Raw genomic sequence first — 13,506 nt, 5'->3', positions numbered from 1 at the left:
TTTACCCCGCTGTATTCATCATCGGGTTTACACCGGAGAGCTGGATCAGTGCATCAATAGGTTCGATACCCTGAAGCATAAGCCGGTCAAACGCAGCAACGTCATCACCGTCCGATGTGTTGATCCAGTAACGCCATTTATCAACACAAAGGCGTGCTACCCCCATTCCTAAAGGACTATCGATAAATACCTCACCATAGCGTGGGCGGGCGTTTCGAACACTGCTGAGGAGTTTCAGTGGGAAACCGTCGGTCATGCCTGGAAGTAATCCTTTTTTAACGGCCTCTTCATACATGGCTGAAGCTAAGTAATACCGCCATTGGGCGTTAGCCCTGACTACCGGACCCAAGCCAGGTAATGCTTCAAGGTCGAGCGGTGACTGGAGCACAATGCCCATTGATCCGCGATATTTACGGGCGCGACGGTATCCTTCGTCGATCATTGCGCTAAGACCGTCCATCGAAATGTTGCCGGTCTTTTTAACAATCGACGCAATCTCTTCAAACAAAATGATACTTGGGCGGGAACGGTCGGAGAGGTACAAATCCTGTGTTACCGCATTCATCAGGTTCATAACCATCGGAAAGAACAGTTGCTTTACAGCGCGCAGTTTTTCAATGTCGGTACAAACAAATTCATCATCTTTTATGCTGAATGTAGTTTTACCGGTAAAGAATTTCCCAAATGCACCCTCACGGCTAAAGTTATGGAGTAGGAAGGCGAGCCTTTGGGCTGATTCGGTTATTTCAGCTAGAGGTTTTTGTAGTTTGTCCGAAACCTCACCAGTGGCAATGCTGTTAGTGTTGAAAAAATCGATTAGAGCATCAGTACCGCGCAGCTGGTCACCGCTTTTAATTGCTGCATGGCAGGCGTGGTCGATAAGATTGGCTTCAACTTCGCTGACGCTTTTCCCTGTAAAGGAGTAAGCGCAGGATGCAAATACAATCTGTGCAGCCGAGATATTTTTTTCCAGGTCTTCTTCGTCGTTATAAATAAAGTCCAGGGGATTAATACAGATAGGTTCTTGCAGGTTAAAGTCGATAAATCGACCTTTGCGAATACGAGTTTGTTTTTCGTATGAACGTCCTAAATCAACGATTCGTACTTTCGCACCAATGGAGGCATAATTGTCGATCATATCATTCAGCAAAAATGACTTACCCCCACCTGTCTCCGCGATGACAAAGAAATTGTGGGCATTCGCACGCTTGTCGAACATATCCAGAGATATTATTTGGCCCTTTCGACCTATATAGGATTGTACGGGCCGTCCACCTCCACGAAAATCCCCCTGTACTGGCAGGAAACGGGCGATATCTTCCGTATCGAGATAAAAGTGACGGTCAATAGTTTCAACGTTGTTATCTATATGGTAAAGGCCAAAAGGTAGAGCGGTAAAAAACATCACTTTTTTAATTGAGGTTTCATACATCATCTCAAAATCAAAACCTTCCCAAAGGTTTTTAGCTTGACCAGCGGCTTCGCGGACTTCTTTTTCTGTATCAGCAAACACCCATAATTGCGGCATTATGTAAGCAAATTTGGCCCCCTTCGCAATCTTGTCCTGCATGATTGAGAATTCAATAATGCGTTGATTTAGTGATGCCGCGAGTCCAGCCCCCACACGCTGAAACATTGTCTGCGTAGCTTTGTCTGTGATGTTCTTTTTGAGATCTTCATAAATAACCGTCAATGTGTACATGAAGGGATATTTGATTTGCTTCATATCATCTTCAGTCCCCATAAAACCACCGAATAGCTCATTGGTTCGTAGAGGCGTGTTGTCTTTTTGGGGAACAACATTGGGATAAAGACAGATCCCATGACGATGGCCAAGAAACGAAATTGAATCGTCTGAGCTGAAATCAAGATTTGAAGTGTTCATCTGTTTACGAAGTTGAACACTAGGATCGTAAGTTCGCTTACTTGGAGTACCATTAAAGAATTCAGAGCCCCATTTTATGAGGTCATCAGCATTCCATCGACGAGGCTCCATTCCGGCCATGTCAAAGCCCTGCTCTACGGTGACGAGCAGTTCTTCCGAAATTATTTGTTCGTGCTTAATGGTGAAAAATAACCTGAAGTTCCTAATTGGAATGTTGGCTATTTTCTCAACACCATCGGTACCCTCACGGAGGAATTTCTCCATTGCATCTACGTTCATTGCAGTAATAGGGTTATCGGTTGTACGGGCGTCGCGATATCTTTGGATTGAATCATCAAGGTTATGATCCGGGAACAGAATCCACTGTGTAACCGTGCCTTTAGGAAACTGTGCCCGAACAATACCGTGGAGCTTGTCTAACTTATCGTTTCCCAAAAATGCCAGAGGCTTGAGTTCAAAGATCCAGCCAATGGTATTATCAAAATTTAAGAATGCGTTTGTGTCACTATCCTGGCCGGGGAGCTGTTTCATGAATGCGAGCCAAGGTAAATATTCGCTGGGTTGATCCCTCTTGGCCAGCTGGAGAACATCGGAGCGTGTTACTTCATTTTTTAATAGAAGGTTTTTCTCCACGCTTTTATAAAGGGCTTTTAACATATTATCCCCTGCCCCCCATTAGAAAGCCTGGCGGTGTATCATCAGTTGACAGCTTGTAATCAGACATAACGAATTTAGGGCCATTAAGCATGGTAAATACATAACGAGGCATGTATGCCGTCTGGTCATCAAGATTTGGCGAATATGACAGAATCAGCGTTCTAACGACCGTTGGTTGACGAACAACAGGTGTTTGAGGCTCTTCAATAAGCTTTGCCATTTTTTTGTAAACGCGGTCTTTGTATTGCTGATAAGCAGGATCAGGAGTGGTTGGGGCCGCCGCCGCCGTTGTTTTAGCGGCAGAGCCCTTTGGGTCATCGACCACACCATCTTCCGTTATTGCATGTCCCTTATCGACACCAGTCGTGGCCTCATCGTAAGCATCGTTAGAAGAAATACATTTGCCGTAACCGTCTTCCAACTTACAGGCAAAATCATTGTGGTATGGAAGCAGACAGCCAGACAGCGAGGATACTGCAACGGCCATAAGTGTGATTTTAAGTAGTTTCATTATTTAATCCTTACTTCACGGATGGTTAGTTCGGCAGTTTCTTGAATAAACAACATGACGTCTTTACCGGGTCCTGTTTCAAGCGCCGGTGAGGTTTGTTGTGCAAGGTTGAGGAGGTACTTAGAAACCTCTGTAAAACCACCGGCTACGCCCGTCGCTGCTGCGTTCTGAGTTGCTTCACCAGGTTTGATTGTGTTCACTGAGCCAAGCGCGGAGGTGTTTTGCTGAATGGATTGTTGGCCAATAACGTTGGCGAAACCCTCAATTGATTTAGCAAATACAGTGGCTGCAAGTAGACGACCGGCCCGTGAAACGACTCGTGCCGACATATCACGCTTACCATCAGCATCGGAAACGAACCCTTTCACATTGCCTTCGACGATGTATTTGCCATCCATAGTCATGCAATGAATGGAAACGGGCAGAACGATGATCCGTTCAGAGCTGAGATTGCCGCTGACGTTTGCGATATTGAAGCAACCACGGAGATTCATTCTGATGAAATTTGGCAGCTGTGCCGGAGCCTGAACCCGGAACATAAGTGTTTGCGGGTTTTCGGAACCATACTGCCCAGTGAGGGCATTAACGCCGACCAGGAGTTTTGCTTTCATAAATCCAACCGGCAACTGGATCGTATTCTTTTTTTCAGCAGAATCCGTAGCCGGCGTGGATAGGCCAACATCATCGTTACCTTCAGAAATATCGCCTACCCAAATTACAGATTTCTCTTCCTGCTGCGTATCTTGTGCATTTTGTGATGCTCGGGAATTATCGCCGCCGTAGCCCGCAGGTGCTGGATAGTTCGACATGCCCGGATAGTCAGTGACATTAGGGTTGTTTGCCTGAGCATTACCTGGTGCAGCGCCAACCGGCTGCTCCGGACCGGCAGTCAATTCAGTGGAGTTCAGGGCGTTTGGGTTTATACCTCCTGGTGGCGGAGTAAGACCAAATTTGCCCTCCTTAAATGCTTGAGCGACAGCATCTTGGACAGAGCCTTTTATATTTTGGTTCTGCTCATCAATTCTCCCGTTGAGAGTTGTAATGATATCGTCTTGAATAAGCCCGGCTGTTTTATCAGCGGTGACTTCTTGTTTAACTTCAGGCACTCGAGGTTTTTTATCATTCTGACCTGTCAGATAATAGATGCCGAGCAAAACAAGGGCAGTGAAACCAATGGTTCCATATTTTTTAATCTTCTTTTGTTCAGCTGATGGGCGCCTATGAAATGACGCCCTCAATTTTTCAATTAAAGGGAATTTATTATCATTCATTACATTGTCTCCCGATGAATAATAACTAGAGTTGTAAGCTGGCCAGCACTTAAAGCTAAGCTCTCAGCAGTTATGGCGAATATGTTGCTGCCAAACTGAGAATTTAAAAACATAGCCTCGTTTAGTTGGACTGAGTTAAGAGCGCGAATAGTGTATTGAGAACCACGCAGACCTGTACCATCAACCAGAACATCACGCTCCTTTCTTACTTCGACTGGAATTTGTCGGCCACGATTGTCATAAATGCTGCGTGTCCAGCTAGTCCGGTCGGGAACTACTTGAAAACTTTCAGGTAGCCCTTTACCTGTGGCATCCCCGTCCGTGATGATTTTCGTCGAAAGAGTTACCGCCGCTTCTTCTAATGACAAAGCACCAAATATTGATTGATTATCCTTAATACGGTCCTTGGTGTCGGAACCTAATAAGATTTTGTGGGGATCTTCATATTTAGGGATGGCAATTAATTCGAACGTACTTGTGCCGCAGGTTACATATAACTCAGTTGGTTCAGAGTAATAATGGTTTACCCCTCCTTCAGCCAGGTATTTGAATTTCACCCAGAATGAACGACGGTCTTTGCTTACTTCTACTGTTACAGGTTTCTCTTTACTGAAAACAGGTTTGCTCGCCTCACCAGATTCACAAACCATACGGTTTACATCACGATTAGATAATACAATTTGCGTGGATATTTCAGGTAATACACGCTGAACATTTTGTGAAACAGTCTTTTTTTCAGCAGCAGTTGACATTGCTGATACGAGTATCAGCAATGTAGTGATGTACTTTTTCATATTTTAGCCTTTTATATCCAGAATCCAGAATCGGCCTTCTGCAATTGTATAATCGATAGATAATTTCAGCGTTTCAGGTGTCTTAGCAACGTCACCGACTATCTTTCTTTGCTCAACACTGAGGACCAGACGATAGATTATTTTTGCATCCGTTTTGTAATCACGACCTTCTGGATTTTCAGTTATCGTCATGGGCTGGTCATTCATAATCTCCATGCTTTGCGACACTGTATTAAACTGCTTAAAATATTTGGCTTTTTCGTTCAGCTTCACGCGCATTGCCTCAACGCGGTCGATATGGACTATTCCCAAAAGCTCAGCATATTTATTATCCACGCTGGCTTTAGATACGGATCCATAGTCGGTAACAATCAGGCGGGCCAGCTGCCGGACATATCCTGTAGATGCACTCTCACCGGTGATTAGCATGTCACTTGATTTTGCGCCATAGGGAACGAGAACTGTTGTTTGCTGTGATGCATATTTGCTGACTTTCTGGTAAATCAGACCGCATAAAACAAGAAGAATTATGAGCATGATGCGGGTCTGCTTTTTTTCAGCAATGTCTTTCTGCTCATTATTCATCGCCTCGCCGGAGTGTTTTACCATCGCCGATTTCGCCTTTTTGAACATTAGTTACTCCTCTAACTTTTTGGCTGACGAATTCGGATAACCGTGGATCTCAATTAACCCAAACTCATAGAGCGTATGTCGAAAAAAACCACGCCCCTTGGTGCGTTTAATAGAAATGGAAAGGATGGATACGGGAAAGACAACAAGCCAGGTAATACCACCTAGTTGCATACTTACGAGATAACTCGCGATCAGAATCAGCCACTCGTCACGGTCGAACCAGAAGATCTGGATCGGCATGTGTGGATATCTAAATAGGCGCCCTTCTTTAAATCCGTATTCCATCCTGTCCCCCTATTAATTAAGAATTGCGCCCAATGAAGATGTAAGTTCTTCAATCTTGATCAGGCATGAACCACCGATGGCATAAGGAAGAGCTCGCACCCATCCTTCATTCATTTTCGTTGCGGCCATTGCAATCAACCAGCCGCCGCCAACGAAACCGATTGGTCCGTTTGCGACTTTATTGATAGCGATGTCATAGATGTTGTAAGCAAAGCTCCCAGTGGAAGGGGCGGCAAATGCTACAGCGGCTTGACTCATCGCCAAGGCGGACAACGTTCCAAACCCCACTGTTAATTTTCGGGCTAAAGAGTTGTTGAACATTTCGGAGCGTACTTTTGCCCAAATTGAATCGTTCTCTACTGCGCCTGTTAAGGCAGAAATGGCAGCAAAGTTAGTTTTGCAAGCTGTGTGCATATAAGACTCCATGATTTATTTGGTTGATGATTTATCGACTTTTGTTACTGCGGGTTTTTCCAGCTCGGTGATGGCGTCAGCAATCTTTTGCTGATTGAATCCAACGATAAGATTAGGTTTTGTATCAACATTGAAAAGGAATGACGGAGTACCATTGACGCCGACAGCCTTCAGCACTTTGTCGTGCTCTGCGATTACCTGGTCTGCTTCCTTACAAGTCTTTAGTGCTTTCTGCTTAGCCATTTGCATGGCATCTGCACTGTCCGGGTTGTGTGGGAGCTCTTCTGAATAGACGTAGCGCACGGCTTCATCTTTATCTTTAGAACAAATTACGTGCTCGATTTTGGCGCGTGCCAGAGGGTGCCCAGGATTTACCATGAAAATCAGCTTTCGCTGGACGGGGTGTGTCTTTGAATACTCTTTAATCCATTGGTCATATGCATGGCAGTACGGGCAGTCAGGATCGGTAAACTCATAAAAAATTGGAGCGTTTTTAGGACCGATAGTGATAGCAGTATCCAAAGGAACTGATTTCAACGTGTCACTTAGACTGCCCATTTTGCTGAGTTCTGTCAGATTTGTGCCGGTTGAGTCGTACATCTCCCCAAACAACAACACACCCTTCTTACCGTCTTCACCAGGATGGAAATAGATAATATTCCCGCCTGTTTTAACTTCATAAACACCTGGAATTGGCGATTCATGAAAGCCGGTAACACTCATGCCATTGAATGATGTGGCCAGTTGGTCCTGCGCTTTTTTCAAATCAACTGAACTAGATAAAGGTTCTTTATTAATGCCGACCGCTTTAGCAGATTCTGTCTTTGCTGACACATCAGTTTTTGGGATGTCATTTTGCGCATGCGCAAGATTTACTGTCAGGCCGAAGGCAATTGCTGCGGCGATAAGGCACTTGTTAAAAGTCATTTTTTCATACTCTCCAGTCTTAAAAATATTGATTCGGCAGGTTCTACAGTCGTAACGGGCTTAAGTGGTTTAACAGGACAATTTGTAGGCGGACATTGTTCTGTTTTCTTCGATGCCAGTTTCTTAACATTATGTTTTTTGGTCTTACGCATCGGCTTGATAACAGGACGTGTATCAACCGATGGAGGGATCACAAAAAAGCCAAAATTATTGCGGTCGAAAATTTGCTCCGCGTCATGGTCATTGACGATATAAAAGGCACCGTATGGTTTTTGAATAATCTGGTCAGCCAGGGCAATCTGAGCACACAGTTGTGACCCCATGACTGCGATCAGCGAAGCCATAATCTTGTTAATCTTCATCGGCTGATTATCTCTTTATCATGATACAAACTTGTATCATGAAGGGATTATAAACGGAATTTGAAATCAATCAATAAATGGTTAGATAAAAATTAATTTCTTAGTTGGAAACACGATGGCTTTTCAATAAATACCTAACAAACAATGACTTAATGAATTTTAAACGCGACATTTATTCGGCTTGATTACTCAGGGATGGTCTTAGCAGGAAATATCGAAAGTAAACAGAGAAGGCGGTTAATTTGAATGAGGGTCACTAATCATCAAAGCGATCGTAACTAACTTACCTAGGCTATTTAGATGTAGAGTTCGAAATTCAAAACTGAATTGTCCAGCGTTGTCAATTTTTGAAGAGCTAAATCAGTAACGCCCCTGATCTCGTTAAGCACGAAATACGGCAAAAAGATTTCAGTTTGGCATAACTCAGGAAATGCTGACGCGCCGGTGGCTTGTCCAACCGAAGAAACGTTAGGGAAGGATCCCTTCCGTTTCTTCGGTTACAGGAAAGTACGAAAAAAAACCGCTCGTTTGAGCGGTTAAAATCAGGTTTTGTCTTTGTCGATGTACCTTGCGATAGCTGTGTAAATAACTCTGTTAGAGTTTTGGCTATCTGTCTGCGCCATGCTATCAATTTTTTTTGCGGTATCTGGGGTAACCCAAATGCCCGTGTAAGGTGCTTCATTAGGGCTCGCAAAGTAACGTGGAGAGATCGTACCATCAGAGCGATTTTTGATAAACCACTCCATAGTTTCGGCAATAATATCTCCTTTTTGTTCACCCCGGACATTGGCCAGATTCTCGATCTGAGATATTAGTTCAGGCTCAATCCTAAACCGCTTGAATTTCCAATCTGAAGGATTCTTGGATGGATTCTTTGACATTCCGCTAACCCATTTATAGTTGTTGTGATGGTTCTATAGTGAAACACTCGGATTCACAATAAGACTCTTAGCTAATTTCACTTTTTTAGTGCTGCTAAAGAGTGATTCAGCAGTAATTTATCGGCAAAGGAGACTAAAGCTGAATAGATAATCTCTGATTCAGTGACTTTTAGCTTCATTGACAAACTTGCCGCAAGTTCCTGAGCCTCTGGCCCTATGAAAACGTTGTAAGAATACGTCTCATTTACTATGGGTTTGATCAAGTTAGCTTCGCTACACACAAATTCACCAACAATCTGATCATGCAACTCATAGAGGTTCCGGCCACGGGAAAGAGCCAACAGCTTCAGGTTGTGCGATATAGTTCTACTAAATCTTTTCAAGGAGATCTGCTTGTACCCCCTCACCCCTTCCAACTTGTCTTTCACGATGATCATCCTTTCTGCCTGGATCTAAATTTTACCACTTTTTAATCCAACTGCTACCCTATGTAATATTAATATAGTATTCTGAAAAACGTTTTGAAATGTAAGGGACTGGTTTATGTACGATTGGAGACTTGACACAGCTGTAAAGCTGGCGAGCGAGAACTTCCTATCTGGTATCCAGATAGCATTTGATACAGATTCTAACCGGCCTTACACCCTGGAATTTTTAACCCGCTGCGGCGATGTTGCGCAGTTGGTTACAACGCATACTCAGCAAGAAAAACGAAAGGTTCGTTGCTTTAGTTCGAGAGGGTCGGTTATCCGCTTTTTGGATAGTAGATTCCCCGGCTATGACAGGCTTCTCTGTGCTGAAGTAAAAGTTGTAAAGGATAAATAGAAAAAACCCCGGTTATCTTGCGATAACCGGGGTCTAAATAAGGCGGCAGTGCCGAACACCGACCGCATACTAACCTTAGCACCATCAACGTTGTCCTCGTCGCCAAACAAAGCAACATTGTGGTTTACAGGGTCAGTATAGCAAAATATTGGTCAAAATAAAGCCCTCGGCGCTGCTTTCGATTCATGGATCGGATAGTAGGTTTACGCGTGAAACTTCAAGTAAATCATAATGATACAAATTTGTATCATTGCAATCTTCCCGAAACGGTTCTTTACCGTTCCTCGCGACGTGGTGAGTCAAACTCGCTGCGTAAAGGGAAATCTAAAATTCACCGTCGTAACCAACCGTTGTGTAATGTTTCGGCGCCAAAAGGTATGGCCTCGAAATTGTTCGGTTGCATCACTACCCATGATTGGAACAGGAACGCCGCGCTAATCTTACTCAGGCAAAGAGGATACACCCCCTTTACTCGCCAATTTGACCCTGATTTTAAACCCAAACCGATGCGCATAAGTGTCAGGTCGGAAAGTCGTGAGGCATTAACTGCACTGCATTTTGTGCTTGCCGCGAATTGTGATTTTAACCCGGAGAGCGAATACCCGTTTGAAGTTATGGTGCCCTTCGAAGAGATCGCCCGCCAAATGGGTGTGCTTCATAAATATGAAAATGGTCGTCTTGCTTATGATGTCGCACTCCACGCACTACGAGTAACAGAAGAGTTAAAACAATTATACGTCGATCGCGACTGGGACTCAGATAAGGGGCAATACAAAGCAGTTCGAATTTTCTTAACTACAGATTTTTTCACCTCCAAGGGTATTAACATTGATGAACTTCGCAGTTCTTTAAATCGATTCCGGCAATGGGCAAGGAAAAATGGGCTTTCCCAGACACTTAAGCAACGTAATGAGCGTCATCTTTTACGTTTGGAACGGCTGAATTTAAGTATTGAGAAGAAACACGCTCTCAAAAAATTGTTGAAAAAAGTTAAATGGCAAATCACCAGTCCTGAACTGCAAAACGAAAAACAAGAAATCATTGGTGCGCTGTCAGGGGCAATTGAGCAAAAATCAGTCGTTGTCCCTCTTCGTCAGAGAAGTGCCAAATACCGTTGGTTTAAATGGGAGTCCTGTGGGTCATCACCAACGTTTTTGACTAAGAGGATCCAAAGTGATGTAGATAGGGAATTCCCGTCTCTCCGCCAGGACGATGAGGAACGTTACTATAGCCTTCTACTCGAACGCGCCGGCCAACACTAACCCACAGTTCGTAATGTGTATATCACCGCCGCTAGGCGGTTTTAGTGCTGCATTCCCTAACCACTTCGGCCCCAAAGCAACCATTTTCTAATTAGATCATTTCAACTTTTGGCCCCTAATGCCCTGATGGTTTATTCGTTATCCGCTTTCGCCGTCAAACTGTATTTTAATTACACAGTTAGCTTCGAACTCCTTTTGATAATTCAATTAAATTCGAACGTAGTTTCTGAACTTAACAAGCCCTTTAAAAAGGGATTACTTCTGGCAACCCTCCGGGTATGCCTGGAGCACCACCCTAGCTACGCTACGGGCACAATCCTATTCCAGAAATACAGATGATAGGCAAAATGAAAAAGGTAGCACCTGCCATATATGGCAGGCAGATAAACATAGTAACGCCACCTAAGTGGTGCAAGCACCACTAAGGCGCAGATACGCTTCGCTACGCTCAGCCACTGCGTACTGGCTAACTAACCATAAGATGAAAGCAGCGAGCCCGTAGGCTTAGCAGGGCGGGATGGTGATGATGCAATATGAGGTATTGCACCGCCTGTGGCGGGCTACGGCGCGATTAACGCCTTGCACCCTACTGTTGCTATTGTTCTGCGCCTTTATGCGTCACAGACGCATCCGTTCGTTTTCCCATGAGTTCAAACTTTCCCCATTTCCACACACCATAAAAATGCCCGAAGAACGTTGCGGATGTATTTTGTTGAAATTGAGTGTGATCACAGAAGCAGTAGACGGTATGTCAGAGAGGGTACGGTAAGGCGTTCTCTACGTGGTATCAATATCGACCGGTGCAACATGTCCGGGTAAGTCTAATACAGTGTGTCAGATTGGGAAGTTGCCGGTTCTGACACACCCATAAGATAAACTACCTCAGTGTGTCAGTATTGGAAACGAGTCAGGCACATTTAGTATGGGAGAGCATTAGTCTTCCAACAACAACCCTTCCCCGTTGTGACCCACTCGCTAATAAAGGTGGGGCAAAGTGGGAAACCTCCCATTTCGACACACCGAACTTACTTTAAGGTTTTAGTGTATGTACTAGGTGCGGAGCTGCTTGCCCCAGTCACAGCAGCTTACAGCCAAGGTAAAGTGCATAAAGTCAGGAACTACACCTTGCCTCTTACATAAAGAGAGTGTGTCAGAGTGGGAGATTGCCTGTTACGACCCACCATGTTGGCAGTAGGCAAGTAGGATACTTATTGCCTTCAGATGCTATTTGTAGAAAGTATCCGACCAGAAAGATACCTATCTGTTTTATCGAACGTTTCGGATTAGAGTATGGTTGATTTTGAAGTTACCGATTACGACACACCACAGAATACTAAGAGAGAGGTGTGTCAGAGTGGGAGGATACCCACTTAGACACACCACGGCATATTGTGGAATGGGCGTGTCTGAGTGGGAAGTTACCTGCTTCGACACACCACGGCATATTGTGGAATGGGCGTGTCTGAGTGGGAAGTTACCTGCTTCGACACAACACGGCATATTGTGGAATGGGTGTGTCAGAGTGGGAAGTTACCTGCTTCGACACACCACGCCATATTGTGGAATGGGTGTGTCAGAGTGGGAAGTTACCTGCTTCGACACACCACGCCATATTGTGGAATGGGTGTGCCAGAGTGGGAAATTACCTGATTCGGTACACCACAAAATACTTAAAGATGGGTGTGTCAGAATGGGAATCTGCCTACTTCGACACACCACAAGATACTTAGAGGGGTTTGAGGTCCTATGGGGCGAAAGCCTACGCTAGCGTTAGTCGGCCTCGCCAATACTCTGCCCCAGATAGGCTTATGTTGTGTATTGTACTGGCCTAAAGAATATTGATTTCATAGGGAAATCATCATGGGGTATACATTCTGGTTTGATAAATTTGATAGCCGCACAATTCTTGAGCCTCACAAGTTCTATGTCTTACAGGCACGCAAGCGGCTACTCTCTCAATTTCATGACATCTCGCGTGAGGCTGACGAGGCGGTGCAGGCACACTATGAAATGTTGGGCCAGTATTTTGACCCCGAGCGGGATGACCCGGCTGATTCAGCGGAAGCTGCATTTAATGAAGGCATCTCACATTACCAAGCCCTACATGAGATGCATAACACCATCACCTTGGCCTTGACCGCTGGTATGTTCCATCAGTTTGATAAAGCCTTGCGTGAGAAGATGGTCATAGAGTTTCGGAACTGGCAACCGGCTGCGATAGACGGTTTGATCTGGAATGTAGAGTTTCCGCTGCTGATTGATTTGCTGGAATGGGCAGGGGTAAAAATCAAGGCTAAACCATTCTATGTAAAGCTGGACGCTTGCCAGTTGCTGGTAAATGTTTATAAGCATGGGAAAGGACGCTCTCATAGGGACCTGGTGAGCAAATACCCCGAGTATTACCCATCAGCAAATCCAAAACTAAGAGGGCGCATAGGCCCACGACCGGATGAACTGAAGGTAAGTGAAGCGCAGTTTGTCGAAATTGCAGATGCTATAACGAACTTCTGGCAAAACTTCCCTGAATTTGCCAACGAATCAGATCAAGGAATTGAGCCACAATGGTTCGCCAGCAGGCTTAAACGTTTCACCCGCCCATGATGAACTTAGCGTAGGTTTTCGCCCCATAGGACCTCTAACCCCTTAGATGTGGGCATGTCCGAATGGGCAGTTGCTAGTTTCATTATGACTAAAGTATTTAAAGGTGGGTGTGTCAGAGTGGGAAGTTACCAGTTTAGACATACCACAGACCATTTCATCGGAGGTGTGTGTGAGTGGGAGGGTATCGGTTACTAAACA

General features: G+C 44.7%; 14 protein-coding genes. 3 read left to right on the top strand and 11 right to left on the bottom strand.

Annotated features, from left to right (window positions below):
- Position 1 precedes the first annotated feature (1 nt).
- From ACMHLI_RS22135 to ACMHLI_RS22085, 11 genes are all read right to left on the bottom strand, one after another.
- Complete coding sequence (locus tag ACMHLI_RS22135) at positions 2 to 2,542, bottom strand: TraC family protein (RefSeq protein ID WP_119823565.1); 2,541 nt, start codon at positions 2,540 to 2,542, stop codon at positions 2 to 4.
- Between the two features lies 1 nt (position 2,543).
- Positions 2,544 to 3,053: a TraV family lipoprotein gene (locus ACMHLI_RS22130; protein ID WP_119823563.1), complete on the bottom strand. Its 510-nt coding sequence runs from the start codon at positions 3,051 to 3,053 to the stop codon at positions 2,544 to 2,546.
- Positions 3,053 to 4,324, bottom strand: a complete 1,272-nt coding sequence (locus ACMHLI_RS22125) for a TraB/VirB10 family protein (RefSeq protein WP_119823561.1) — start codon at positions 4,322 to 4,324, stop codon at positions 3,053 to 3,055. The genes ACMHLI_RS22130 and ACMHLI_RS22125 overlap by 1 nt, the downstream gene beginning before the upstream one ends.
- Positions 4,324 to 5,118: a type-F conjugative transfer system secretin TraK gene (locus tag ACMHLI_RS22120; RefSeq protein ID WP_119823559.1), complete on the bottom strand. Its 795-nt coding sequence runs from the start codon at positions 5,116 to 5,118 to the stop codon at positions 4,324 to 4,326. The genes ACMHLI_RS22125 and ACMHLI_RS22120 overlap by 1 nt, the downstream gene beginning before the upstream one ends.
- Before the next feature lie 3 nt (positions 5,119 to 5,121).
- Positions 5,122 to 5,751, bottom strand: coding sequence for a TraE/TraK family type IV conjugative transfer system protein (locus tag ACMHLI_RS22115; protein ID WP_413531334.1), 630 nt, complete (start codon positions 5,749 to 5,751; stop codon positions 5,122 to 5,124).
- A 3-nt stretch (positions 5,752 to 5,754) separates the two neighbouring features.
- Positions 5,755 to 6,036: a hypothetical protein gene (locus ACMHLI_RS22110; RefSeq protein WP_119823555.1), complete on the bottom strand. Its 282-nt coding sequence runs from the start codon at positions 6,034 to 6,036 to the stop codon at positions 5,755 to 5,757.
- 12 nt (positions 6,037 to 6,048) lie between these two features.
- Positions 6,049 to 6,450: a conjugative transfer protein TraE gene (locus ACMHLI_RS22105; RefSeq protein ID WP_413531333.1), complete on the bottom strand. Its 402-nt coding sequence runs from the start codon at positions 6,448 to 6,450 to the stop codon at positions 6,049 to 6,051.
- Between the two features lie 15 nt (positions 6,451 to 6,465).
- Positions 6,466 to 7,377, bottom strand: a complete 912-nt coding sequence (locus ACMHLI_RS22100; RefSeq protein ID WP_119823551.1) for a DsbC family protein — start codon at positions 7,375 to 7,377, stop codon at positions 6,466 to 6,468.
- Positions 7,374 to 7,739, bottom strand: a complete 366-nt coding sequence (locus ACMHLI_RS22095; protein WP_413531332.1) for a hypothetical protein — start codon at positions 7,737 to 7,739, stop codon at positions 7,374 to 7,376. Before ACMHLI_RS22095 ends, ACMHLI_RS22100 begins: the two co-directional genes overlap by 4 nt.
- A 542-nt stretch (positions 7,740 to 8,281) precedes the next feature.
- Positions 8,282 to 8,620: a hypothetical protein gene (locus ACMHLI_RS22090; protein WP_119823550.1), complete on the bottom strand. Its 339-nt coding sequence runs from the start codon at positions 8,618 to 8,620 to the stop codon at positions 8,282 to 8,284.
- 77 nt (positions 8,621 to 8,697) lie between these two features.
- Entirely contained in the window at positions 8,698 to 9,048 is a 351-nt protein-coding gene (locus ACMHLI_RS22085; protein WP_413531331.1) for a hypothetical protein, read from the bottom strand.
- A gap of 115 nt (positions 9,049 to 9,163) precedes the next feature.
- Between ACMHLI_RS22085 and ACMHLI_RS22080 the strand changes: the two genes are divergently transcribed.
- The 3 genes from ACMHLI_RS22080 (at position 9,164) to ACMHLI_RS22070 (ending at position 13,308) form a co-directional block, all read left to right on the top strand.
- On the top strand, positions 9,164 to 9,445 hold the full coding sequence (locus ACMHLI_RS22080) for a hypothetical protein (RefSeq protein WP_119823548.1): 282 nt from the start codon (positions 9,164 to 9,166) through the stop codon (positions 9,443 to 9,445).
- Between the two features lie 209 nt (positions 9,446 to 9,654).
- Complete coding sequence (locus ACMHLI_RS22075; protein WP_413531330.1) at positions 9,655 to 10,707, top strand: hypothetical protein; 1,053 nt, start codon at positions 9,655 to 9,657, stop codon at positions 10,705 to 10,707.
- A gap of 1,860 nt (positions 10,708 to 12,567) precedes the next feature.
- A complete protein-coding gene (locus ACMHLI_RS22070; protein ID WP_413531329.1) occupies positions 12,568 to 13,308 on the top strand; it encodes a hypothetical protein in 741 nt (246 codons plus the stop codon).
- The last annotated feature ends 198 nt before the right edge of the window (positions 13,309 to 13,506 follow it).

The sequence above is a fragment of the Rahnella inusitata genome, assembly GCF_965118895.1.
Taxonomy (GTDB): domain Bacteria; phylum Pseudomonadota; class Gammaproteobacteria; order Enterobacterales; family Enterobacteriaceae; genus Rahnella; species Rahnella inusitata_A.
Note: the sequence above shows the minus strand (reverse complement) of the source record. Positions and strands in the feature narration are given on the sequence as shown.

Bases quoted from the DNA above. Each gene is read 5' to 3' on its own strand.
- ACMHLI_RS22100 (WP_119823551.1), bottom strand. From the start codon at position 7,377: ATGACTTTTAACAAGTGCCTTATCGCCGCAGCAATTGCCTTCGGCCTG.
- ACMHLI_RS22115 (WP_413531334.1), bottom strand. From the start codon at position 5,751: ATGTTCAAAAAGGCGAAATCGGCGATGGTAAAACACTCCGGCGAGGCG.
- ACMHLI_RS22125 (WP_119823561.1), bottom strand. From the start codon at position 4,324: ATGAATGATAATAAATTCCCTTTAATTGAAAAATTGAGGGCGTCATTT.
- ACMHLI_RS22110 (WP_119823555.1), bottom strand. From the start codon at position 6,036: ATGGAATACGGATTTAAAGAAGGGCGCCTATTTAGATATCCACACATG.
- ACMHLI_RS22080 (WP_119823548.1), top strand. From the start codon at position 9,164: ATGTACGATTGGAGACTTGACACAGCTGTAAAGCTGGCGAGCGAGAAC.
- ACMHLI_RS22120 (WP_119823559.1), bottom strand. From the start codon at position 5,118: ATGAAAAAGTACATCACTACATTGCTGATACTCGTATCAGCAATGTCA.
- ACMHLI_RS22135 (WP_119823565.1), bottom strand. From the start codon at position 2,542: ATGTTAAAAGCCCTTTATAAAAGCGTGGAGAAAAACCTTCTATTAAAA.
- ACMHLI_RS22130 (WP_119823563.1), bottom strand. From the start codon at position 3,053: ATGAAACTACTTAAAATCACACTTATGGCCGTTGCAGTATCCTCGCTG.
- ACMHLI_RS22070 (WP_413531329.1), top strand. From the start codon at position 12,568: ATGGGGTATACATTCTGGTTTGATAAATTTGATAGCCGCACAATTCTT.
- ACMHLI_RS22105 (WP_413531333.1), bottom strand. From the start codon at position 6,450: ATGCACACAGCTTGCAAAACTAACTTTGCTGCCATTTCTGCCTTAACA.
- ACMHLI_RS22095 (WP_413531332.1), bottom strand. From the start codon at position 7,739: ATGAAGATTAACAAGATTATGGCTTCGCTGATCGCAGTCATGGGGTCA.
- ACMHLI_RS22090 (WP_119823550.1), bottom strand. From the start codon at position 8,620: ATGTCAAAGAATCCATCCAAGAATCCTTCAGATTGGAAATTCAAGCGG.